General features: G+C 62.8%; 19 protein-coding genes. 13 read left to right on the top strand and 6 right to left on the bottom strand.

Annotation, left to right across the window (positions count from 1 at the left end):
• Positions 1–186: 186 nt before the first annotated feature.
• On the top strand, positions 187–2,358 hold the full coding sequence (locus MR825_RS09855) for a discoidin domain-containing protein (RefSeq protein WP_186906826.1): 2,172 nt from the start codon (positions 187–189) through the stop codon (positions 2,356–2,358).
• Positions 2,359–2,844: 486 nt separating this feature from the next.
• Here MR825_RS09855 and ygfK read toward each other — a convergent pair whose 3' ends face one another.
• A complete protein-coding gene (ygfK, locus tag MR825_RS09860; RefSeq protein WP_287880504.1) occupies positions 2,845–5,844 on the bottom strand; it encodes a putative selenate reductase subunit YgfK in 3,000 nt (999 codons plus the stop codon).
• 291 nt (positions 5,845–6,135) lie between these two features.
• A complete protein-coding gene (ssnA, locus tag MR825_RS09865) occupies positions 6,136–7,476 on the bottom strand; it encodes a putative aminohydrolase SsnA (protein ID WP_287880506.1) in 1,341 nt (446 codons plus the stop codon).
• 358 nt (positions 7,477–7,834) lie between these two features.
• Here ssnA and MR825_RS09870 point away from each other — a divergent pair, with 358 nt between their 5' ends.
• On the top strand, positions 7,835–8,476 hold the full coding sequence (locus MR825_RS09870; protein ID WP_186908840.1) for a helix-turn-helix transcriptional regulator: 642 nt from the start codon (positions 7,835–7,837) through the stop codon (positions 8,474–8,476).
• Positions 8,477–8,548: 72 nt separating this feature from the next.
• On the opposite strand, the gene MR825_RS09875 is transcribed toward MR825_RS09870, so the two are convergent.
• Together MR825_RS09875 and MR825_RS09880 are read right to left on the bottom strand one after the other, a co-directional pair.
• On the bottom strand, positions 8,549–9,874 hold the full coding sequence (locus MR825_RS09875; protein WP_186908839.1) for a uracil-xanthine permease family protein: 1,326 nt from the start codon (positions 9,872–9,874) through the stop codon (positions 8,549–8,551).
• 239 nt (positions 9,875–10,113) lie between these two features.
• Positions 10,114–10,488: a RidA family protein gene (locus MR825_RS09880; RefSeq protein ID WP_186908838.1), complete on the bottom strand. Its 375-nt coding sequence runs from the start codon at positions 10,486–10,488 to the stop codon at positions 10,114–10,116.
• Positions 10,489–10,659: 171 nt separating this feature from the next.
• Here MR825_RS09880 and MR825_RS09885 point away from each other — a divergent pair, with 171 nt between their 5' ends.
• The 11 genes from MR825_RS09885 to asnS all read left to right on the top strand — a co-directional run bounded on the left by MR825_RS09885 (position 10,660) and on the right by asnS (position 22,937).
• Complete coding sequence (locus MR825_RS09885) at positions 10,660–11,427, top strand: ABC transporter ATP-binding protein (RefSeq protein ID WP_256175624.1); 768 nt, start codon at positions 10,660–10,662, stop codon at positions 11,425–11,427.
• On the top strand, positions 11,417–13,411 hold the full coding sequence (locus MR825_RS09890; protein ID WP_287880514.1) for an ABC transporter permease: 1,995 nt from the start codon (positions 11,417–11,419) through the stop codon (positions 13,409–13,411). The genes MR825_RS09885 and MR825_RS09890 overlap by 11 nt, the downstream gene beginning before the upstream one ends.
• 168 nt (positions 13,412–13,579) lie before the next feature.
• Positions 13,580–13,816, top strand: coding sequence for a preprotein translocase subunit SecG (secG, locus tag MR825_RS09895; protein ID WP_186908836.1), 237 nt, complete (start codon positions 13,580–13,582; stop codon positions 13,814–13,816).
• A 124-nt stretch (positions 13,817–13,940) separates the two neighbouring features.
• Positions 13,941–15,983: a ribonuclease R gene (rnr, locus tag MR825_RS09900; RefSeq protein ID WP_186908835.1), complete on the top strand. Its 2,043-nt coding sequence runs from the start codon at positions 13,941–13,943 to the stop codon at positions 15,981–15,983.
• Entirely contained in the window at positions 15,980–17,248 is a 1,269-nt protein-coding gene (nagZ, locus tag MR825_RS09905) for a beta-N-acetylhexosaminidase (RefSeq protein ID WP_186908834.1), read from the top strand. The genes rnr and nagZ overlap by 4 nt, the downstream gene beginning before the upstream one ends.
• A gap of 51 nt (positions 17,249–17,299) precedes the next feature.
• On the top strand, positions 17,300–18,097 hold the full coding sequence (locus tag MR825_RS09910; RefSeq protein ID WP_186908833.1) for a hypothetical protein: 798 nt from the start codon (positions 17,300–17,302) through the stop codon (positions 18,095–18,097).
• Between the two features lie 56 nt (positions 18,098–18,153).
• Entirely contained in the window at positions 18,154–18,588 is a 435-nt protein-coding gene (locus tag MR825_RS09915; protein WP_186908832.1) for a LytTR family DNA-binding domain-containing protein, read from the top strand.
• A 14-nt stretch (positions 18,589–18,602) separates the two neighbouring features.
• On the top strand, positions 18,603–19,412 hold the full coding sequence (locus MR825_RS09920; RefSeq protein WP_287880520.1) for a DUF3021 family protein: 810 nt from the start codon (positions 18,603–18,605) through the stop codon (positions 19,410–19,412).
• A gap of 56 nt (positions 19,413–19,468) precedes the next feature.
• A complete protein-coding gene (locus MR825_RS09925) occupies positions 19,469–20,923 on the top strand; it encodes an APC family permease (protein WP_287880522.1) in 1,455 nt (484 codons plus the stop codon).
• Positions 20,898–21,383 carry a hypothetical protein gene (locus MR825_RS09930; RefSeq protein ID WP_287880525.1) on the top strand — a complete coding sequence of 162 codons (486 nt, stop codon included), beginning with the start codon at positions 20,898–20,900 and terminating at the stop codon, positions 21,381–21,383. The genes MR825_RS09925 and MR825_RS09930 overlap by 26 nt, the downstream gene beginning before the upstream one ends.
• Positions 21,384–21,542: 159 nt before the next feature.
• The gene (gene asnS / locus MR825_RS09935; protein ID WP_256175650.1) at positions 21,543–22,937 is read left to right on the top strand and encodes an asparagine--tRNA ligase; all 1,395 of its coding nucleotides are present in this window, start codon (positions 21,543–21,545) and stop codon (positions 22,935–22,937) included.
• Positions 22,938–23,426: 489 nt separating this feature from the next.
• On the opposite strand, the gene nrdG is transcribed toward asnS, so the two are convergent.
• Both nrdG and nrdD read right to left on the bottom strand, forming a co-directional pair.
• The gene (nrdG, locus tag MR825_RS09940; protein WP_256175652.1) at positions 23,427–23,978 is read right to left on the bottom strand and encodes an anaerobic ribonucleoside-triphosphate reductase activating protein; all 552 of its coding nucleotides are present in this window, start codon (positions 23,976–23,978) and stop codon (positions 23,427–23,429) included.
• A gap of 72 nt (positions 23,979–24,050) precedes the next feature.
• Positions 24,051–24,166, bottom strand: a 116-nt coding sequence (gene nrdD, locus MR825_RS09945) for an anaerobic ribonucleoside-triphosphate reductase (protein WP_287880529.1), incomplete at its 5' end; no start/stop codon positions are given.

Genomic DNA, 24,166 nt, shown 5'->3' on the forward strand with positions numbered 1-24,166 from the left:
AACCCGTCAGGAAGGCACACCTATGGCCCGGACGGCGCAAGGCCCGGACGGCTTGTCTGCGGCAGCCATGAGTTCTCCCGCCCCCTCCTGCCGTCCGCCCTCGCGTCCCGGCTCCGTGAGAAAAAGCTCGAAGAGCTGACCGTCCTATTTGAATAGCCGAAAACCGAGTGTGTGAAAGGAGAAGCAATGAAAAACGCAAAGCGAATCGTAGCGATGACCCTTGTGACAGCGTTGTGCCTTTTCAGCTTCGTATTGACGGGCTCAACAGAGGCCATAGCGGAATATACGCCCACGCTGTCAATGCTGCACACAAGCGGAAAGTACATCTATAACGAGGAGAATGAGCGGATAACCCTGCGCGGCACCAACCTCGGCGGCTGGCTGATGCAGGAGGGCTGGATGACGCCCCTCGGTTCGGGTGAAATTGACCACAATTTCATAGTAAACATCACCGCGTCGGACACCAATGGAAACAATATTGCAGCGTATGCTAGCGACACCGTGACAGAAAACGGGTTGACCACAAACAACATGAACACATACTGGCAATCCACCTCCGCACAGGCCGCGGACAGCGCGGAGCTGCTGATAGAATTCGACAAGACCAGGTACTTCGACAGAATAGTTGTAGAAACGGGCCCCAATCATACCGGAGACTATCTCAGGGGCGCGGTCGTGTGGATGAGCAACAACTGGACCGACTGGTTTTCTCCGGCCTCGATAACCGTAGATGAGAGCAAGGCGTCGGAGGGCATTATAACTGTACTCACCGGTGAACAATCGGCAAAATATATCGCAATCCGGCCGGGAAGGGCTTCGGAGGACGGACAGTACTGGACCGTGGCAAACATAAGCCTCTGTATGACCGACGAATACAATGTCAGGAATCATCTCATACGCCGATTCGGTGAGAGCAGGACCAATGAGATGATAGCGACCTTCCAGGAAAACTACATCACAGAGGCCGATATTATAAACATTGCAAACATGAATATGAATTTTGTTCGTGTCCCCGTTTACTGGATGGACTTTGCCCTGAAGGACGGAACACTCAGAACGGATGCGGACAGCGGCTTTGCCAGGCTCGACTGGCTGCTAGAGGTCTGCGATGAAAACGGTATATATGTACTTATCGACTTTCACGGCGCGCCCGGGGGCGTGAATTGCTGGGCAAGCTGCGGACAGGCCAGCACAATTCCGACCGAGCTGTATGCCGGAGATCCCGATACAGTAGAATGGAATCAGAGCGTAGTACTCAACATATGGAGCGCCCTGGCCACTCGATATAAGGACAATCCGACGGTAGCCGCCTACGGACTCCTGAATGAGCCCGTGCTGAACTTCGACACGAACCCTGCGTATGAGAACCTTAAATACGGCTTTTATGACGAAATCTACGACACGGTGCGCGCCATTGACAACAACCATATAGTCATATTTGAGGAGTTCATGGACTGGAGCGTGGCAGCAAACCGGCCCGAGCGCCAGACCTGGACAAACTATATGTTCGATAAGCATCCGTACGACATGCCGAATTACCTGTCCTGGGACGCCCAGAAGTCGCTGGCAAACAACACTGTGTCCACGATGTCGCAGATACAGGACCAGTGGAACGTGCCCCTCATCGTCGGCGAGTTCTGCCTTTACTACTTTTCGGACGTGTGGGACGATTTTCTGTCCGACCTCAACGAAAACAGCATCTCCTGGACAAACTGGAACTATAAAGTCAGGGGAACGATATACGAAAGCGGCGGCGGTAATTGGGGGTACTATAACACCTGGGATGGCGAAGACCCGGACCTCATGCACGACAGCGCGAATGAGATAGAGGCGATTTGGGCCGCGACCGGGACCGCCTCCCATTACCAGGCAAACGAGCCGCACATAAACATAGTCTCCGCTAGGGCTGACGGAAGTACAAACCATCCATATGTAGCTCTGGACAGAAGTTCGTGGGTCGTGAGCGCAAACGGCAATCCGCAGTGGCCATATGACCCCGTATCGAACATGATAGACGGCAGCCTCTCAACTCGTTGGACAACAGGCGAGGCCCAGACCGCAGGACATTATGTGCTCGTCGATTTTGGTCAAACCGAAAACTTCGACAAAATAGTGCTGGAGCACGATGCAAATGATTATCCGGGGTCATACAAGGTCGAGATATCACAGGATGGAGCGGTATTTACCGAGGTAGAGCTGAACAATATTCACATAGGCTTCGGGCCTAAAATGGTTTTGCTGCCAAGCACGCCGCAAACATCGAGATATGTAAAGATCAGTTTAACAGGCCCAAATCCTATCGACAACTGGTGGTCTATCTGCGAACTTAATATACTATGGAGAAATGTACATGGTTGAATGCCTTCAGCCACGGAATAGAAGAGATGCCTTTCTGAGCGGCTCGGCTCTAACTGATAAAAGGCCCGGCGTTTGCAAAACGCCGGGCCTTGCTATATTCTTCGGCTTTTATCTTAGCGGCTGTATGTCGGCACCACTCTCCTTTTCCGGGTTACATGCGGAACGTATCGGCTGATCCTCAAAGTGTTGAACCGCGTCGTTGCTCATACCATGTGCCCCCCAAAAATTTTTATTTTATTGCACCATATTTTGCCTCAAGGTCAACTTTCACCGAATTTTTCGCGCCACTTCGAGCATGGCGGAGCAGAAGCGTTCCCATGGGTACAATGTTTTCAGCGGGGGTTCCCCTGGCTTGGTACGCCCGTTTGGGTCGAAAGGGCCCTGGGACGGGCCTTTGGCCCAAACGGAAACAGACGACGGCAAGAAATTCATGTGTACGTTAAGGGGCCCGGAGCATATGCTCCGGGCCCCTGTTTCAGGCGGCGGTTATTCCCTGAGCAGATAGGCATACTGGTCGTATACGGCGCAGATGGTGCGGCGCAGGTCCTCATACAGGCCGCAGCCGGGGTCGGATACCTCATACGCGCCCACCTGGCCGGCCAGCCGGACCCGGGTCGTTCCATCCGCCAGGCGGAGGAACCCGTCGTTTTCGCTGTGGTCAAAGTCCTCCTCGCTCCAGAACAGGGTGAGCTTCTCCCGGTAAGGACGGCTGTCGTAGGGGCAGAAGGTGGCGCAGTTGCCGCACTCGTTGCACATGCCGTCCACGTGGAGGATCTGGCGCATGGTCATGCCGGGCACCCAGACCGCCACGTTGGCACGGTTGGGGCAGACGCTGGCGCAGGTCTCGCACACGGTGGCGCAGCCCAGGCAGCGGCTGTCGGCGCAGCGTTCGCAGTCGGTGCAGAGGCTGCCGTGTTTTTCCAGCAGGGCCTGATAGCGCTCCGCTTTCCGGTTTTCGGCGGCATAGGTCTCGGTCTCCACTGCGGCAATGGCCCCTGCAGCGCGCGCGGCGTCCGCGATGGCCTCCACCACAGTGCCCGGCCCGTTCTGTCCGTCGCCTGCTACGTAGACGTGCTTCACGCTGCTCTCCAGCGTCTGCGGGTCTACCACGGCCCGGCCCCGTTCGTCTACGGCCAGAGCGTTGGAGCGGTAGAAGGCGGTGTCTACCTTCTCGCCCACCGCGGTGATGACGGTATCGGCGGGCAGGTCCACCGTCTCCCCGGTGTCCGCCGGGCTGCGGCGGCCGGAGGCGTCTGGCTCGCCCAGCCGCATGACCCTGCACCGAAGCAGGCCGTCCTTTACGCCCACGGGAGCGAGCAGTTCCCGGAACTCCACGCCGTCGGCCAGGGCCAGTTCCAGCTCCTCCTGATCGGCGGGCATATAGCGGCGGGTACGGCGGTACACCAGACGCACGTTCTTCACGCCGGGGATGCGCCTGGCGGCGCGGGCGGCGTCCATGGCGGTGTTCCCGCCGCCGATGATCGCCACGTTTTCGCCCAGAGTCAGACCGGCGGGCGCGGATTTGGCCTGCTCCAGAAAGTCGATGACATTGAGCGCCTGGCCGTACTCCAGCCCGGCGCTGCCCTTCTGCCAGGCGCCGGTGGCCAGGATCACGTCGGTATAGCCTGATGCCAGCAGAGCGCCCACGTCCGTGACGGTCGTGCCCAGCTGGAACTGGACGCCCATGGCTTTGCAGAGGGCAACGTCGTTGTCGATGGCGTCGTGGCCGATGCGGAATTCCGGAATCACATGACGAACGATGCCGCCCAGGGCGTCCCGGCGCTCAAAGACGGTCACGTCCACCCCGGAGCGGGCCAGGAAGTAGGCCGCGGACAGGCCGGCCGGGCCGCCGCCCACCACGGCCACCTTCTTGCCGGGCACAGGCGCGGCGGGCTTCCGGTCGGACAGCAGGGCGGCAAATCCGCCCTGGGCGGCCTCCAGCTTCTTGGCGCGGATGTAGACCGATTCCTCGTAGCTGCCCCGCATGCATTTGTCCTGGCAGCGGTGGGAGCAGATGGTGCCGGTAATAAAGGGCAGCGGGTTGCGCTGGGTAATGACCCGCAGGGCCTCCTCGTACCGGCCCTCGCCCACCAGACGCAGATAGGCGGGGATGTCCTGCTCAATGGGGCAGCCAGAGCGGCAGGGGGCGGTGAAGCAGTCCAGCAGAGGGACCTTTTGCTCCAGCTTTTTGGATGGGATGGGCTTCATGGGCTTGCGGTAGCGCTCCCCCGCCAGGGCGGCGTCCAGCAGGGCGTCCACCGCGGCCGCGTCGACTCCGCTCCAGGGGGCGCCCTTGCCCATCAGCGCCTGGCCGATCTGGGCAAAACGCTCATAGCCGCCGGGCTTGAGGACGGTGGTGGCCATGGTGATGGGCCAGATCCCCGCGCCGAACAGGCCCTCTGCGGAGAAGATGTCCGCGCCGCCGGAGTAGGAGATGCGCAGCCGGCCTTTGAATGCGTGGGTGAGCTGGCTGGCCAGGGAGAGCGTCAAGGGGAACAGGGGGCGTCCCGACATGTACATCTCCGCGCTGGGCAGCTCCCCGGCGGCTACGTCTACCGGGAAGGTGTTGGTCAGCTTCACGCCGAATTCCAGATCCCGCTCGCCGGTGAGCTTCATCAGCCGGTGGAACATCGGGACGGCGTCCTCCATTTGGAGGTCCTCCTTAAAGTGATGATCGTCGAACTGGATGTAATCGTAGCCAAGGCGGTCCAGAGTCCTGCGGGCAAAGTCATAGCCCAGCAGGGTGGGGTTGCACTTGACGTAGGTGTTCAGGTGCTTTTCCGTGATGAGATAGGTGGCGATGCGCTCGATCTCGTCGGGAGGGCAGCCGTGGAGGGTGGACTCGGTAATGGAGCGGCTGACCTGCGGGGAAATGGCCCTTACATACTCCGCGTCCACGGTTTGGAACCGCTCCAGATGCGCCAGGGTCCAGGTCACGCACTCCTGCCAGATGGGAGAGGCGGAGGCGTCCTTCATGCCTTCGATGTACCGGTCGATCTTCTCGCTCCGAATGCCCGCCAGGTCATAGCCCACGCTCATATTGAATACAAAGGCGTCCGGATCGCCCAGGCCCAGCTCCTTTGCCAGCAGCTTGCAGGCAAACCAGGCCTTTACATATTCTTCGTAGGCCTGGGGCACATAGAGCTCGGTGGACCACTCGCAGTTGTAGCACTCGTCGGCGGCGGTGATGCAGGGCTTGCTGACGCACCTGGCCAGCTCCTCGCCGTCCATGACCTGGACGGTCTTCAGCTCAAAGAACCGGCAGCCCGCCGCGTAAGCGGCGATGATGTTCTGGGCCAGCTGGGTGTTGGGGCCGGCGGCGGGGCCGAAGGGGGCTTCGATTTTTTCGTCGAAGATCGGCAGAGCGCCGCCGTCTTCGTGGCGGGGCAGCTTGGCCACCCCGAAAATACTGCCATAGGTATGATATTCGGATAAGGCCCAGTCCATCAGCTGGGAAAAGGGAATGGGACGCATGATATCGCTCATGACGGAGACCTCCTACATACAATAGATACCTTCTGCAAGGAATACCGGCCGCCGGTCCCCGGATGGACGCGGCGATCCGGGCTGCTCTGTGCGTCAATAGGCGCGGTGATTGAGCCGGCCCCATAGTTTTTTGGACTGCTCCAGACACCAGGCGTTGCTCCTGCGCCCCGTCCGGCTGCGCCGGGCGGGGGCCCCGGCGGTTTCAAATCTGCGCGGGGCAAGTGAATTGCCCCGGCATCAAGGGTTTGCCTGCGGCAAACCGCTTATATGAGGACAGGATCAACCTGCGGTTCAATAGGCGCGGTGATTGAGCCGGCCCCATAGTTTTTTGGACTGCTCCAGACACCAGGCGTTGATCCTGTCCTCGTCGATCCCCACGAACTCCCGGTCCCGGTAGACAAGCTTACCGTTGATAATGGTGGTGCGGCAGTTCTTTCCCATCATGCCGAACAGCATGTGCCCGTCGATGTTTTCCGCGGAGAAGGGGGTAAAGGGCTTGTAATCCATGACGATCACGTCAGCCGCCGCGCCGGGCTCCAGCACGCCCAGCGGCTTTTGGAAGTAACGCGCGCAGATGGCGGGGTTGTTGCGGAAGAGCATGCCCATGGCCTCGCACCAGCCCACGTTGGGGTCGCAGGCGTTATGGCGCTGCATGGGCAGCAGCACCTTCAGGCTCTCCAGCATGTCGTGGGTGTAAGCGTCCGTCCCCAGGCCCAGGAGAATGCCGCGGGCATAGAGCTGGAGCACCGGAGAGCAGCCGACCGCGTTGCCCATATTGGACTCCGGATTGTGGCAGACCATGGTGCCCGTCTCCCTGAGAATGTCCATCTCGGCGGGAGAGATGTGGATGCAGTGGCCCAGCATGGTCTTCTCCCCCAGAATGCCGTTGTAGAGCAGACGGTTGACGGGCCGGCAGCCGTAATTGCGCAGGGAGTCGTACACGTCGTTCATACCCTCGGCCACGTGGATGTGGAAGCCGGTCATACCGTCGTTGGCCCGGACCATTTCCTCGAAGGTCTTGTCCGAGATGGTAAACAGGGCGTGGCCGCCGAACATGGCCCGGATCATGTCGTCGTCCTCGTCCCGGGCCCACCGGGCAAACTCTGCGTTTTCCCGGATGGCCTGAGCGCACTTCTCCGCGCCGTCCCGCTCGGATACCTCATAGCACAGATTGGCCCGGATGCCCACCTCACGGCACACGTCCTTGATGGCGAAGAGAGAGCCGGGGATCTCGCCGAAGGAGGCGTGGTGGTCAAAAATGGTGGTCACGCCGTCCCGGATGCAGTCCAGCACCGTGGCGTAGGCGCAGGCGCGGGTGCCGTCCAGCGTCAGGTGGCGGTCGATGTTCCACCACTGGCCGTCCAGCACCTCAAAGAAGTTGGTGGGGCGGAACCCGTCGATGGCCAGCCCCCGGGCCAGGCCGCTGTAGATGTGGGTATGTACGTTGATCAGCCCGGGCATGATGACGCCGCCCCTGGCGTCCACGAACTCTGCCTGGGGGTATTTGGCGCGCATCTGGGCCAGAGGACCCGCCTCCACGACCATCCCGCCGTCCAGGACGACCGCGCCGTCCTCCAGATAGGGGAGCGCCTCGCTCCGGGTGATGAGTCTGCCGTTGCCGACCAGCAGCATATGCCATTCCTCCTTCAGTTGATTTTAAAATTTATTCTGAGGATTTTGAGACAAAAAAAGCGTCCATTTCAGAAATGGACGTCGTCGCTCCGGCGGGCAGGCAGCGCCGAACGGAGCCCAGAGATCCATCCAGCCCGTGCGCGAAGCACTTCGTTGCAGCCACAACCAACCGTATCCAGTTGTAATTGGTCGAATGCAAGAGAAAAGTTCTCGTTGCAGTTCCATGATAGCATAAAACCGTCCGAAACACAATGATATTTTGCGAAAATCTAAATAATTTTTAGGGCATATAATTTTGTTGAAATCACAGGGATTTGTGGTAGAATGAAAAAAAGACGACAGGAAAAGAGGGAAGCACATGCTTGACGCATCCACGCTGCAATTTCTGTTCCAGCTGGCCAAAGGCGTGGCAAGGCAGTTCGGCCCCAACTGCGAGGTGGTGGTCCACGACCTGGCCTCCAACGACCCGGACAGTTCCATCGTGGCCATTGAAAACGGCCAGATCAGCGGGCGCAAGGTGGGGGACGGCCCCTCTCACGCGGTGCTGGAGGCCCTGCGGGGCGGAAAGGGAACGGTGGAGGATCACCTGTGCTACCTGACCCGCACCCGGGATGGAAAGATCCTCAAGTCCACCACCATCTATATCCGGGACGATGACGGCAGACCCATCGGCATGTTCGGCATCAATTACGATATTACCCTCATGCTGGCCATGGAGGACGCCCTCAAGCAGTTTACCGCCACCGAGCGGGACGAGCAGGAGCCGGAGCACATCTCCCGCAACGTGTCCGACCTGCTGGACGAGCTGATCGCGCAGAGCGTGAAGATCGTGGGTAAGCCTGTGGCCCTTATGACCAAAGAAGATAAGGTGAAGGCCATCCAGTTTCTCAACGAGACGGGAGCCTTTCTCATCACCAAGTCGGGCGACAAGGTGTGCAAGTTTTTCGGGATTTCCAAGTATACCCTGTACAGCTATATCGACGAAGCAAAAGAGACGTAGAGACCCTTTGCAGAGCGGACCGGCCGGAGAGCCGGTCCGCTCTGCGTCTGTGGACAAGGTGGCCTTGCCGCTTCAGCGGCGCTCGGGCGGGTCCTTGGGCAGAAGCTGATTGAGCAGGATGGCGGTCAGGGTGGAGAGCACCACGCTGGAGCTGCCGAACACGGTGGTGACCCAGGCGGGGAACCCGGCCAGACACGCCGGACCCACGGTGGTGACGCCCACGCCCAGCGCCACCGCCAGGCCCACCACGGTGGAATTGCGCATGGTGAAGGTCTGCTGTGTGATCATACGGATGCCGGTCATGGTGATGGTGGCGAACACCGAGATCGTGGCTCCGCCGATGACGGCGTAAGGGATGGTAGTCAGCAGGGCGGAGAGCTTTGGAATAAACCCGGCCACCAGCAGCACCAGGGCGGCCAGGGTGAAAACGGCCCGGTTGATCACCTTGTTCACCGTCACGATGCCCACGTTCTGGCTGTAGGAGGCGGCGGGCAGGCCGCCGAAAAGGGCGCCGATCACGCTCATGACGCCCTGGCCGATGATACCGCCCGAGAGCTCGTGGTCGGTGGGCATGCGGTCCATGCCGCCCATGGTGGTGGAACTGAGATCGCCGATGGTCTGCACGGAGTTGACGATGTACATGATGGCCATGGAAACGCAGGCGGCCACATTGAACTCGATGGGGAAATAGAGGGGGACCGGCGCCTGGAAATACCCGGCGGCGGCCACGCTGTCAAAGCTGACCATACCCATGAGCAGGGCCACGACGTAGCCCACCGCCATTCCCCACAGGATAGCGCCCAGCTTGAGCACGCCCTTGGTAAAGTTGTTCAGAACGAAGACCACCGCCAGGGTGATAAAGGCTACCAGCCAGTTTTTCCAGCTTCCGAAGTCAGGCTGTCCCGCGCCGCCGGCCATATATTTGACGGCAGTGGGGTAGAGGGAGAGGCCGATGGTAAAGATGACCGTGCCGGTGACCAGCGGCGGGAAAAACCGCCGGATCTGCTTCAGAAAGATCCCAAAGAGAACGGCCACGCAGCCGCCCGCGATCTCGGCGCCCAAGATGGTCCCCAGGCCGAATGCGCCGCCGATGGAGGTGAGCGTGGGAACGTAGGCAAAGCTGATGCCCATGATGACCGGCAGGCCGGAGCCGAGGCGCCGGAAGAGAGGGAAGAGCTGGAGCAGGGTGGCCAGGGCGGTCAGGATCAGAGAGACCTGGATCATAAGGGTCGTATCGGCGTCGCTCAGGCCGCAGGTGGAGGAAACGATGATCGCGGGGGTGATGACGCCTACTACGGCGGCGACGACATGCTGCAGGCCCAGCGGAATCAGCTGGCCTGCCGGCGGGACCCCATTCCAAGCAAAGACCGATGCCGGGGTGCGTGGTGTAGTACCCATCAAACTTACCTCACAAAATTTTTTTAGAACTAAAGGAAATTTTGGTTTACACAAACTATACCTCATTTTCGACCCGGCTGCAAGTGGAACTTGCGGCGGGAAGAGAAAAAATAGACAGCAAAATTTGTGAAAATCGACGGGTACTATTTGTGGAAAAACGGAAATGCACCCCGTGCGGCGGGATTCCGCGGCACGGGGTGCATAACACATGCGGGAGGATGGACCGGCACGGCGGCAGATCACTTGACGGCGACCGCCTCGATCTCAAAGAGCGCGCCCTTGGGCAGCGCGGCGACCTGGACGCAGGACCGGGCGGGGGCCTGGCCGGTGAAATACTCCGCATAGATGGAATTGACGGCGGCAAAGTCGTTGATATCGGTCAGGAACACGGTGGTCTTGGTCACGTCGGCAAAATCCATGCCGGCGGCCTGGAGCACGGCGCCCAGATTATCCAGCGCCTGACGGGCCTGGGCCTCCACGCCCTCGGGCAGCGCGCCGGTGGCGGGGACCAGGCCCAGCTGGCCGGAGGTATACAGCGTGTTGCCCGCCAGCTTGGCGTGACAGTAGGGGCCTACGGCGGCGGGGGCGTTTGCGGCAGAAATGGTTTTATTCATGGGAAAAGACCTCCTGATGTAATTGTGTGTCTTCATTATATCGGCTGTCAGAAAAAATGCAAGGGGGACTCAAAAAAAGTTTGATGACAAAAACGTCACAAAACTGTAAGGACATCTTATGGCAGCGCCGAAGCGGGTATGATAGGATGAGCAGGAAAAGGAGGGATTCCAATGGAACCCATACTCAACGTGGAAAACCTGCAGAAATATTACGGAGCCCGGGGCAGCGTGACCCGGGCCATCGACGATTTCAGCTTTCGGGTGAACGAGGGCGAATTTGTGGGCATCATGGGGGCTTCGGGCAGCGGAAAGACCACGCTGCTCAACTGCATCGCCACCATTGACCGCCCAACCGCCGGGCACATCAGGATCGAGGGAAAGGATGTGACGGGCCTGAAAGGCAAGGCCCTGTCCCAGTTCCGCCGGGAACGGCTGGGCTTTGTTTTCCAGGACTGCAACCTGCTGGATACCCTCACCGCCTTTGAGAACATCGCTCTGGCGCTGACCATCCTCAAAACCCCTGCCGGGGAGATCGAAGGACGGGTTCAGGAGACCGCCCGGCTGCTGGATATTACCCCCTGCCTGAACAAGTTTCCCTACCAGCTCTCCGGAGGCGAACGGCAGCGGGTGGCGGCGGCCCGGGCCATCATCACCCGTCCGGCTCTGGTGCTGGCCGATGAGCCGACCGGAGCCCTGGATTCCAAGTCCGCGCGGCTGCTGCTGGACCGGTTTGAAGAGCTCAACGGGGCGCAGAGGACCACCATCCTCATGGTGACCCACGACGCCTTTACCGCTTCCTACTGCCGCCGCATCCTCTTTATCAAGGACGGGCGGCCCTTTACCGAGCTGGTGCGGGGAACCAGAGGGCGCAAGGACTTTTTTGCCCGCATCATCGAGGTGGTTACGCTGCTGGGAGGTGACTCGGGCGATGTTCTCTAAGCTGGCCTTCCAGAATGTGCGCCGGAGTTTGAAGGATTATTCGGTGTACTTCCTCACCCTCACGTTCGGCGTGTGCATCTTTTATGTATTCAACTCCATGGAGTCCCAGTACGTCATGGAGATCCTCCTCTCCGCCAACAAGAACATGATCCGCGTCATCCTTCAGCTCATCGACGTGGTGTCCGTCTTCGTATCCGTGGTGCTGGGCTTTCTGATCCTCTACGCCAACGGCTTTATGATCCGCCGCCGGAAAAAGGAGCTGGGCACCTACCTGCTGCTGGGCCTGGACGGAGGAAGGGTGAGCGCCCTGCTGTTCCTGGAGACCCTGCTCATCGGCGTGTTTTCGCTGGGCATAGGCCTGCTGCTGGGGGTGTTCCTGTCCCAGTTCATCTCCGTGTTTACCGCCGGGCTCTTCGCCGTCAGCATCCCGGAGTTTCATTTCGTCTTTTCCCCCAGGGCGCTGGGCAAGACCCTGCTCTACTTTGGAGTCATCTTTCTGGTGGTGATGCTCTTCAACTCCTTCCGGGTCTCCCGGCAGAAGCTCATCGACCTGCTCCGGGCCGACCGGGAAAATCAGGACCTGAAGCTCAAAAGCGTTGGGGCCTCGGTGGTCATGTTCCTGACCGGGGCCATCCTGCTGATCATCGCCTACGCCATGCTCCTCGTCCGGGGCATTTTGCGGGTGGACAATCTTTTTTTCCTCATGCTGGCCCTGGGCACTGCGGGCACGCTGCTCTTTTTCCGCTCGCTGTCCGGCTTTTTGCTGAAGATCTGCCAGGCCAACAAACGCCTTTATTATAAGGGACTGAACATGTTCCTGCTCCGGCAGTTCAACTCCCGCATCAATTCCACCTATGTGTCCATGACGGTGATCTGCCTGATGCTGCTGCTGGCCATCGGGATCACCGCCTGTTCCATCGGGCTGAACAATACCGTCTCCGCCATTACCGCGGAGAACGCCCCTTACGACGTAACGGTGCGCTTCTATTGTCACGGCGGAGACGGGGCGGAGCCGGAGCTGGAGAAGTGGCTGGCGGCGGGGGGCTTCGACCCGGAGCAGGAACTGGCGGAATCGGTGCGGTTTGACATCCGGCAGGTGGAACTGGAGCCGCTGACGTATTCGGTGGGGGACCGGGAGTATACGCAGACCAGCCTGGATGCGATCTCGCTGACGGACTGCAACCGGCTGCTCGCCCTCCAGGGCCGAACGCCCCTGGCGCTGACGGAGGGGGAATACGGCCTTTTGTGGGGGACCTACATGGCTGAGGAGAGCTTTTGGAAGAGCCTGTGGGCGGACCGGCCCGTGGTGGTGGCGCAGGGGCGCGCCCTGCTGGCGGGCGGCGACGTGCAGGCGGTGGTTCTCACCGGGGACAGCGTGTACAGCAGCATGCTGGTGCTGCCAGACGCCCTGGCGGCCTCCGGCACGCTGTCCAGCCGCAACCTGGTGGGCAACTATGCCCCCGGCATTGACCCGGAGCAGGCGGACGAGCGCCTGGCGCAGGCCATGGGGAACCTGGTGCCCCGGGACTATGACAGCGGCGGGAACGGTTACGGCTACGGCTGGGACAGCCGGGTACAGATCTACCTGCAGACCATGGGGACCAAGATCCTGGTGCTCTTCCTGGGCATTTATCTGGGCATCGTTTTCCTGCTGTGCTCGGCGGCGGTGCTGGCGCTTCAGCAGCTTTCCCAGGCGGCCGACAACCAGAACCGCTATCGGGTGCTCGCCCGGCTGGGCGTGGAGGAACGGATGCGGGACCGGTCCATCTACGTGCAGGTGTTCCTGGCTTTTTTCCTGCCGCTGGCGCTGGCGGTGGTCCATGCGGCGGTTGGCATGACGTCCGCTAACGCCGCCATTGCACAAGTCGGCCGGGTGGACTCGGCGGCCTCCAGCGCGGTAACGGCGGTCTTTATCCTGGTCGTCTACGGGGCCTATTTCCTGGCCACCTGCTGGGGCAGCCGGCGGATCATCCGGGGAAGGTAGGGCCGCGCGTGCCGGGCCCGGACTTCTTACCGGGCGCAGCGTCGAAAAAGGCCTTGCAATCAGCGGGAAACTATGCTATGATAAAAGCCACGTTTGAAGCGGCGCGGTATCCTTGCGCCCCAAAATAGCAGCAAAGCGCCCCTCCAGGGGCGGAAAGGACGATGTAACGTGGAGATCGCAAAGCTGGTTCTGAGCATTATCGACGTGCTGGCGGCGCTGTTCCTGGTAGCCGTGGTGCTGCTCCAGTCCGGAAAGAGCGCGGGACTGTCCGGCGCCATCGCCGGCGGGGCCGACACTTTCCTGTCCAAGAACAAGGCCAAGAGTTGGGACGCCAAGCTGGCCAAGATGACCAAGTGGGTTGCCATCGGATTTATGGTGATCACCTTCATCATCTGCCTGATCTGAGCCAATGAAAAGACGCCCTCCCGTTTTTGCCGCGGGAGGGCGTCTTTTTTGCAACCCCGCCGCCGGAGCGGGTATAATAAAGCCCGGGGAGCGAGTGAAACGATTGGAAAGGAATCGAGACCATATGAAACAAACAGAAGGAACGGTGCAGGGGATCTATCAGGCCACCGGCCGGGGCTTTGGCTTTTTGATCCCGGAAGAGGGGGAGGATTATTTTATTCCGCCCCGCTGCGACGGCGGCGCATGGAATGGGGACCGGGTCGCCGTCCTGCCGGACCGGACCGAGGCGGCCCGGGGGGAGCGGCGTACCGGCCGGGTGGTGGAGGTGCTGGAGCGGGCCAACCGGGTGGTCACCGGCGTGCTCCAAAAGCACAACCGGGAGCTCTGGCTCCAGCCCGACCAGGAGCGCCTGCCCGGGCCCATCCAGGTGCTGGGCAAAAGCCGCCTGGCCCGGGCGGGGGACAAGGCCGCCGTGGCCATGACCAGCTTCGGAAGCGCCAAGCACCCGCCGCTGGGCGCCCTGCGGCGGGTCTTCGGCCCGGCGGCCAGCCGGGAGGCGGCGGTGGAGGCCATTCTGTACAACTACGAGATCGATCCCGCGTTTCCCGACGCGGTGCGCGCCGCGGCTCAGGCGGCGCCGGAACAGGTGGGGCCGGGGGAGCGGGAGGGACGGCTGGATCTGCGGGACAAGCTCATCTTTACCATCGACGGCGCCTCCGCCAAGGACCTGGACGACGCGGTGAGCCTGGAACAAGACGAGCAGGGCCGCTGGGTGCTGGGGGTGCACATCGCGGATGTGAGTCATTACGTCCCCGCCGCTTCCCCGCTGGATCTGGAGGCCTGGGAGCGGGGCACGTCGGTCTATTTTGCCGACCGGGTGGTCCCCATGCTGCCGCCCGAATTGTCCAACGGCATCTGCTCGCTGAATCCACGGGTAGACCGGCTGACGCTCTCCTGTCTCATGACCCTGACGGCGGAGGGGGAGCTGGTGGGGCATACCATCGCCAAGAGCGTCATCCGTACCGTGGAGCGCATGACGTACGACGACTGCAACGCGCTCCTGGCTGGGGAGGAGGCGGCCCTGACGCAGCGGTACGGGGCGATCCTGCCCACGCTGCGGGACATGGCCGCCTTGGCCGCTGTGCTGGAAAAGCGCCGCCGCCTGCGCGGGAGTCTGGACCTGGACAGCAGCGAGAGCGCCATCCGCTGCGACGAAACGGGCGCGCCGGTGGAGGTGCAGGTACGCCGGCCGGGCGTGAGCGAGAAGCTGATCGAATCCTTCATGCTCTCGGCCAACGAGTGTGTGGCCGCCCACCTGAAAGCCCTGGACAAGCCCTGCGTCTACCGGGTGCATGAAAAACCCTCCCTGGACAAGACCGAGAAGCTGAAGAGCATGCTCGCTCCTCTGGGCTATACCCTGGGGGCCGCGGACCAGTTTTCCCTGCAGAAGCTGCTGGCCCAGGCGCAGGGAAAGCCGGAGGCGGCCGCGGTGTCCAGCCTGGTGCTGCGCAGCCTGATGAAGGCCCGTTACGATACCGAGGACCTGGGTCACTTTGGCCTGGCGGCAAGGGACTACTGTCACTTCACCTCGCCCATCCGCCGCTATCCGGACCTGATGGTCCACCGCATCCTCACCGCCCTGCTGGATGGAACGCTCCGGGGGGCGTCGGAGAAAAAGCTTGCCGCCGCGGCGGCGCGGGCGGCGGTGCAGTCCTCGCAGCGGGAGATCGCCGCGCAAAACGCCGAGCGGGAGATCGAAAAGCGCTACCTGGCCGAGTTCATGCAGGCCCACCTGGGCGAGACGTTCCCCGCCGCGGTCTCCGGCGTCACCCGCTTCGGCCTGTTCGTCATGCTGGGCAGCGGCGTGGAGGGCCTGGTGGGGGTCGAGGCGCTGCCCGGAAGCGGATGGCATTACGACGAGCAGCGCATGTCCCTCACAAGCTTTGACGGCAGCCGGGTCTTTTCCTTTGGGATGCCGCTGGAGGTGGTGTGCACCGGCGCGGCGCCGGAGAGCGGGCAGATCGATTTCCGCCTGGCCGGGGAGGCTGCGCCGGCTCTGCCGGCGCAGCGGACGGAGCGCAGGGAACCCTCCCGCCCCGGCCGCCGCGACCGGAATCCGCGGGCCATGCATGTGCCCAAAAGCCGGAAAGGACGGAAGAAACGATGACGAAACGGAATTTGATCGCGGCGCTATTACTGGTTGTATTTGCACTGCCCTCCGCCTGCGCCCTCCGGCCCGGGACGGAGGATCCCCCCGTGCCCCAGGGTACGGCCCTGCCCGCGTCCTCCCCGGAACCCACCCCCACGCCGGAGCCGTCCCCCACGCCGGAGCCCACGCCCACCCCGGACCCGATCGCGGAGCAGCTGGCCGGGATGACGCCGGAGCAGATGGTAGGGCAGCTGCTGGTGGCGGGTATTGAGGGCGCCGCGCCCGGCGCGGACGCGGTCCAGGCGGTGCAGGAGTATCAGGTGGGCGGCGTCATCCTCTTCGGCCGCAACGTGGAGAGCGCCGGTCAGCTGGCCGAGCTGACCAACGGCCTCAAGCAGCTCAACGCAGACGCCGTGCCCCTTTTCCTCTGTGTGGACGAGGAGGGAGGACGGGTCTCCCGGATGCCGGAGGAGGTAATGGACCTTCCGAGCGCCGATACCTTTGGACAGCGGCACGACGCGTCTGAGCTGACACGGCTGGGACAGACCCTGGGCATGGAATGCGCGGCCTTCGGCTTCAACCTGGATTTTGCTCCGGTGGCGGATGTGCGGAGCAACCCGGAGAACACCGTCATCGGAGACCGCGCCTACAGCGGCGACCCCGGCCGGGCGGCGGATGCCGCCGCCTGGGTGGACGGCGGGATGCGGGAGGCCGGGATCATCAGCGTGTGGAAGCATTTTCCCGGTCACGGCAATACCGCCACGGATTCCCACCAGGCGCTGCCGGTGGTGGAGCTGTCCCGCGAGGACTGGGCCCGGGGCGACGCCGTCCCCTTCCGCAGGGCGGTGGAGTGCGGCGCTCCGGCCGTCATGGCGGGGCATATCCGGATGACCGCGTTTGACCCGGAGTATCCCGCCAGCCTGTCCCACGTGCTGGTGAGCGAGGTCCTGCGGGAGGAGCTGGGCTTTACCGGCGTGGTGTGCACCGATGATCTGACCATGGGGGCGATCTCCGATACTTACGGCATGGGGGAGGCCGCCGTGCTGGCGGTGGAGGCGGGGTGCGACCTGCTGTTGGTCTGCCACGGCGCGGACAATCTGACGCAGGCCCGTCAGGCGCTGCTCGGCGCCGTGGACGGCGGGCGCATCTCCCCGGCGCGGCTGGAGGAGAGCGTCTACCGCATCCTGGCGCTCAAGGCGGAATACGGCCTGACCAACCAGACGGTGGAGGCGCCCGATGTGGCGGCATTGAATCAGGCGGTCCAGGCGCTTTTGGGGGAATAGGGAACCTTTGGGGAGGCTGCGCCGTCTAACAGGGGACTGGAGGCGACGGAAATGAGACAAAGCGTTTTGCTGCCCCTGCTGCTGGCCGCGCTTCTCCCGCTGACGGCCTGCGCCCGGGCGGAGGAGGCGCCGGAGACCCCTGAGGCGGACGGGACGGCCGTCAAACAGGTGCGCCTGGTGGACACGGCGCAGGACGGCAGCCTCATCGTGGCCGGAGAGGCGCGGGGCGACGTGCTTACCCTCTCCCCCGATGAAGTGAGCATCCTCTGGGACGGTGTGGAGCGCTCGCCCGAAGCGCTGCGGGACGGGATGCTGCTGGAGGTGGGTTACGGCGGCACGATCCTGGAGACCTATCCGGCCCAGTTCTACCAGCCCCGGAGCATCACGGTGCTGGAGGAGGGGGAGGATCTGTGCGGACTTTACCTGCAGGTCCTGAACGACCTGTGGGCGGACGCCCTGGGCGGCGAGAGCGGCGTGGAGACCATCGGCGTGGACGCCTCTGCCCTGGAGGGGCTGAGCGAAGGGGAAGCGGACGCAATGGCCTATGCCTTCGGCATGGCCCATCAGACCGGCCTGCCCCTGCGGGGGACCTTCGACGAGCTGACGGAACAGGGCTATATCGAGCCGGCGGGGGACGGGCCCGGCCGCTGGCCCGGCGGGGCTCTGTTCCGCCTGGAGGGGAGCGCGGACACGGGCTTTCAGGTCTGCTGCTGGACGGGTACGGAAGTGATCTGGCGCTGCAGCGCCGCCCAGGACGCGGCGGGGAACTGGTCCTACCGGACGGACTCCGCGGCGCTGGCCTGCGGCGGAAGCAAACCGAATATCCCCAAGGGAGGGCCGCCTGTCTGAAAACAGTAGACGGGCGGCCCTTTTTTCGCTATATTGGAACGGAAGGGGGGAACGGCATGAAGGTGGAGGTGCGCATCGACCCGAATTGCGGGGAGGCGTCGGCGGTCATTACCGCCCCGGCCCTGACCGACGAGGTGCGCTCCCTGGCCGCCCGGCTGGAGGGGGGCGGCGTCCTCATCGGCTGGCGGGAGGGGAACGCCTTCCCCCTTCGGGAGGAGGAGCTGCTGCGCTGCTACGGAGAGGACAAGGGGGTGCGCGCCCAGACCCTCGGCGGGGTGTACGACCTGCGGGAGCGGCTGTACGAGCTGGAGGGCAAGCTGGACCGACACGCCTTCGCGCGGATCTCCCACTCTGAGATCGTCCATCTGAAGCAGGTGACCGCTCTGGACCTGTCCCTCAGCGGCACCATCCGCATCACCCTCGCCGGGGGAACGGTGTGCTATGCCTCCCGCCGGTATGTGAAAAAGATCAAACAGGCTCTCGGCCTTTGAGAGGAGGAAGCTCCATGTCCACCATCCGTTCCAGGCTGCCCCGGCTGCTCCTTGGGGGCGCGCTGGGGGCGGCGGCCTATCTGCTGCTGTCCTTTGTGACCCAGCCGGGGGCCCTCTTCGGCGGCTCCCTGGAATTGGCGTTCACCTTCTGCTTCGATTCCCGGGTGCCCGAGGTCCTGGGGGCGGCGCTGGGGATCGCCCTTTGGTTTGCCTTCGGGGCGGAGACGGCCGTGGCCACCCTCCCCTTCGCCGCGGAGGGGAGGGCCCTGCTGCTGCGCTCCCTGGCCCACCTTGCCCTCATGGCCCTCACCCTGGCGGCCTGGGTGCTTCTCAATTTCGGGGCCGCGGAGCTGCCCTTCTTCCTGGTCCCCTTCCTGCTGGTGTACGCCCTCATCTGGCTGGGCCGGTGGGTGGGCTGGTGCGCCGAGCTGGCCGCCATCCGGGAGAAGCTTGGGCTTGCCCCGGGCCGCTCCCTGTTCCACTGGCGGGAGACCCTGCCCTACCTTGGCTTTGCCGTGCTGCTCTGCCTGGCGGCGCCCTTTGTGCTCCGGCTGGCCGATGCCCCGGACGTCCCCCTCCTCAGCATCCTGTACGGCTTTCTGCTGCTGCCGGTCAGCGGCTTCGCCTCCGGCTTCTCCCTGGGGCGGCGGCAGGGCCTGTGCCCCCTCTACCCCCTGGCCTGCGCCGGGTGTATGCTGCTCTTCCTCCCCCTGGCCCGGCTGATCTCCAACATGGCCGACGGGGTGCTGGTGCCCATCGCCCTGTGCGCCGCCCTGCTGGGCAATTTGGCGGGGGCGGCCCTGCGCCGGTACCGGAGGGGCTAGGAAAGCGCGGCGGCCTATGCTATAATGGGGCCATCTGAAGAAAAAGAGGGATCTGGATGGAAAAGACCGGCGGTAAATCCATCAGCTTTTTTGGCCTTGTGGCCATGGGCATCGGGTGCATGCTGGGCACCAGCTGGCTGCTGCTGACCGGTACGTGGCTGGAGACGGCGGGAGGACCACTGAATCTGGCGGTGGCCTTTGCCCTGTGTATTGTGATCGAGCTGCCCTTCGCCTTCGCCTATATGGAGGCCATCCCCATGCTGCCCCTGCCTGGGGGCGAGGTGGTCTACTCCTATGCCGCCTTTGGAAGCCGCGGCGGATTCGCCGTGGGGTGGGCGGGCATACTGATGAACACCATCGTGTTCTGCTGGGTGGATCTGGCCGCCATCTCCCTGCTGGACGAGCTGTTCCCCGTCCTGAAGCGGACGGGGGTGCTCTACCGGGTGGGGGATTTCCCCGTCACCCTGCCCAATGTGATCATCCAGCTGGCGCTGGCCGGGGCGATCCTGTATATCCAGCTCCGGGGCGCCAATGTATGCGCTTCGCTGGCCAAGATCGCCACAGTGGTGCTGCTGAGCATGTGTCTGGTGGGCCTTGTGATCTGTTTTGCCCATTTTGACCCGGCGGTCTACGCCTCCGACGGAGGGCTGGAGTTTGATTTCGGCGGCTCGGCATCGCTGCTGTCGCTGCTGGTTTTTTCAGTAGCCGGGTGGGAGACGGTGTCCAAGGCCGCGGCCGATGCCACCGGGCCCGCCGCCCGCAAGGCGGGGGCGGCGCTCATCACTTGTCTGCTGCTGGTCACCGGCATCCTCTGCCTGGTATCCACCGCCGTGGCGGGCAATCTGCCCTGGCGGGAGACCATGGGCCATACCGCCGCCTTTGCCGACGTTCTGGTGGAGATCACCGGCATTCCCGCCGTGCGCATCCTGTTCCTGATCACCGCCTTTGTGGGCGCGGTGGGGGTGATGAATTCCACCCTCTATTCCTCCGCACGGATGCTCTACGGCCTGTCCTGCTTTGCGCTGGTGTCCCGGAAGTTCTCCGTCCTTCATCCCAAATACGCCACCCCGGCGCGCTGCGTGTATTTTACCGCCGCGTTCGTGGTGCTTACGCCCTTTACGGGGAAGCTCTTTTTCCTGCCCTTCATCAACGTGGCCTCTCTGACCACCATCGTCATGTGGGTCATGTCTTTTGCCGCGGTGCTCCGGCTGCGGAAGACCCGGCCCGACCTGGAGCGGCCGGTGCGCATGCCCGGCGGGCGTCTCACGGCGGCGTTCGGGACGATCGCGTCGGTCTTTCTGGCGGGGAACATTTTGCTGCCCATGAGTCCGGGCGCCCTGGGGGGACTGGAGTACCTTCTCTCCGCCCTGTTGGCGGCGCTGGGCATGGTCCTTTACCGCTTGCGGGACCGTTCGCTCTCCGGAGCGGAGCGGGAGGCGCTGATCTTCGGGGGGCGGCTGAGCCGGACGAAAGGAGAGACGCAGGATGAAACGGACGGTACGGCTGTATAATATCCTCCTGCCCATCTGGCTGCTGTGGATCTTTCCCCAGGTGTGGCTGATTGTCCTGCCCGGCAACCTGGCCATCGACTGTGCGGTGCTTCTGCTGACCCTGCTGGCGCTGGGCTGTACGGCCAAACAGGCGGTGCTCCGCCGGGTGTGGTGGCGGGTCTGGCTCAACGGCTTTTTGGCCGACGCCGCCGGAGTGTTATGGATGCTGTTGGGGCTGCTCCCGATCCAATGGGCGTGGTGGGAAGAATCGATTTCCGGCATCATGGGCAGACCCTTCCGCTCTCCCCTGTCCCTTTTCTGGACGCTGGCCGGGGTGGCGCTGGCCGGGGTGTGCATCTATTTCCTGGACCGGCGGGCCCTGCGCCGCTGTCCCGAGCTGGAGCCGCGCCAGCAGCACATTGCCGCCCTGGCTCTGGCCATAGGCACTGCTCCCTGGCTGTTTTTGCTCCCCGCCTATTGACAGACGGGACGGTCGAAAAAGGGGGCGAAGCCAGCGGTAACGCGGTTTTTCGGCGGGCGGAAAGGCGGCCTTTTTTTCGTGGACCCTTGAAAAATCAGTGAAAAATGGTATACTATTGCCCACTGAGACTTTATTTTTTAGAAATAAGAGGGAACGAGCATGCAACGCACAAAAATCGCACAGATCTTTGCCGACCGGGAGCAATTCGGCGGCAAGGAAGTCACCGTCTGCGGCTGGGCCCGCACCATCCGGGATATGAAGGGCTTCGGGTTCGTCGAGCTCAACGACGGCTCCTGCTTCAAGAATCTGCAGGTCGTCCTGGATGCCGCCGCTCTGGAAAACTATAAGGACATCGCCGGGCAGAACGTGGGCGCGGCCCTGTGTGTCACCGGCGCCGTGGTGCTGACGCCCGAGGCCAAGCAGCCCCTGGAGCTGAAGGCCGCGGCCATCGCGGTGGAAGGGCCCTCCAGCCCGGAGTATCCCCTCCAGAAGAAGCGCCACAGCGTGGAGTACCTGCGTACCATCGCCCACCTGCGGCCCAGGACCAACCTGTTTTCCGCCGCCTTCCGGGTGCGCAGCGTGGCGGCTCACGCCATCCACACGTTTTTCCAGGACCGGGGCTTCGTCTACGTCCATACGCCCATCATCACCGCCTCCGACTGCGAGGGGGCGGGGGAGATGTTCCGGGTGACTACCCTGGACATGGACCATGTGCCCAAGACCGCGGACGGCCAGGTGGACTATGCCCAGGATTTCTTCGGCAAGAGCGCCAATCTGACCGTTTCCGGACAGCTCAACGCGGAGAGCTTTGCCATGGCCTTTGGGGACGTGTATACCTTTGGCCCCACCTTCCGGGCGGAGAACTCCAACACCCAGCGTCACGCCGCCGAGTTCTGGATGATCGAGCCGGAGATGGCCTTCTGCGACCTCAACGGCGATATGGACGTGGCCGAGGCCATGATCAAGCATATCATCAAGACCGTCATGGAAAAATGCCCCGACGAGATGGCCTTCTTCAACGCCTTTGTGGATCGGGGACTGGCGGAGCGGCTCACACACGTGGCCAACTCCGACTTCGGCCGGGTCAGCTACACCGAAGCGGTGGAGCTGCTGAAGCAGAATAACGATAAGTTCGACTTCAAGGTGGAGTGGGGCTGTGACCTCCAAACCGAGCACGAGCGCTACCTCACCGAGCAGATCTTCCAAAAGCCGGTTTTTGTGACCGACTATCCCAAGGAGATCAAGGCGTTCTATATGCGCCTGAACGACGACGGGCGGACCGTGGCCGCCGCCGACTGCCTGGTGCCGGGCATCGGAGAGATCATCGGCGGCTCCCAGCGTGAGGAGCGGCTGGACCTGCTGGAAGCGCGCATCCGGGAGCTGGGAATGAACCCGGAAGACTATTGGTGGTACCTGGACCTGCGCCGCTACGGCGGCGCCAAGCACGCGGGCTTCGGCCTGGGGTTTGAGCGGATGGTCATGTACCTCACCGGCATCGCCAACATCCGGGACGTTCTGCCCCACCCGAGGACGGTGGGCAACGCAGACTTTTAAGGCAAGACCGCATAATGCGGCAAGCGCGATTTGCGTCAAAATTCTGCGTCAGAACGGGGCGGGAAAACGCAGGGATCCTTGGTGGATCTCAAGTTTTCGCAGCAAAGCTATGGCGGGAAATTTCAGCAAAGCGCCGCCGCTGTCTTTGCGTGGTGTCGCCTTGCGGTTGGACCCCGCTTCGTTAACCGCCGGAAAGGCCGCCCAAACGGGCGGCCTCAGTGTGTCGAAAAAGCCTCGCAGAGTTCGCGCCCGCAGGTGCGAATCAAATGAGATTCATTTTCTCCGGCGACATGTGCGTCGGAGAAAATACTTCTCAGACCGCAAGTGTGGAATTTGTCCGCTCACAGCGGACAAATTCTGCGCGCGGCGGCCTGCATCCTCATCGAAAAAGGTGCGAAGCACCTTTTTCGACAGCCTGAGGCCGCCCAAACGGGCGGCCTTTCGTCGTTTGCTCTGGCTTGGGCGGCGGAAGAAGGGGGAGCCGGCCGCCTACGGCTGTGCGGCCGGGCGGCGGCCTTCCCGGGCCGGCAGAAGGGTCAGCCGGCCCGTCCGGCGGGTAGCGTTCAGGTCGATCAGCCGCTGATTGGAGCTGCCCCGAAACCGCAGAGAGATGTCGCGCAGCGCGTCCACGTACCGGCCGTCCACCAGCACGTCCAGCAGGGAAAGCAGTTCGTCGGTCACCGCGCAGCGGGGATGGCTGCCGGGCGTGTGCAGTTCCTCCCAGGTGAAGCCGGTAAAGCACCAGATGTCCTTTTGGGGCAGGGCGGCGCGTACCCGGCGCAGGAACGGGAGCAGCGAGCGTTGGTTTTCCGGCTCGAAGGGCTCTCCCCCCAGCAGGGTCAGGCCGCTGATATAGCTGGGCGCGAGGAGAGAAAGCAGGTACGTCTGGGTCGTTTCAGTGAACGGCTGGCCGTAGGAAAAATCCCAGGTCTGGGGCTGAAAGCAGTGTTCGCAGCGGTTGGTGCAGCCGGAAACGAACAGGCTGACCCGCACGCCCGCTCCATTGGCGATGTCGCAGGGTTTGATCTCACCGTAATACATAGTCGTTCTCCTTGGTTCAGGGTCGCAGGAAGGAACCGCTGATCCCGGCGGGGCGTGCGGGTCCGGCGCTGCCTACAGATGCATCACCCGGTCCCGAATCTCCTGGGTGCGGCCCTGGTTCCAGAACTGAGTCCCAATGTAGCCGCAGGTGCGCCGGGCCACGTTCATCTTATCCTGATCGGTGTTGC

Origin of the sequence: Lawsonibacter sp., from assembly GCF_022777125.1 — a bacterium.
GTDB lineage: Bacteria > Bacillota > Clostridia > Oscillospirales > Oscillospiraceae > Lawsonibacter_A > Lawsonibacter_A hominis.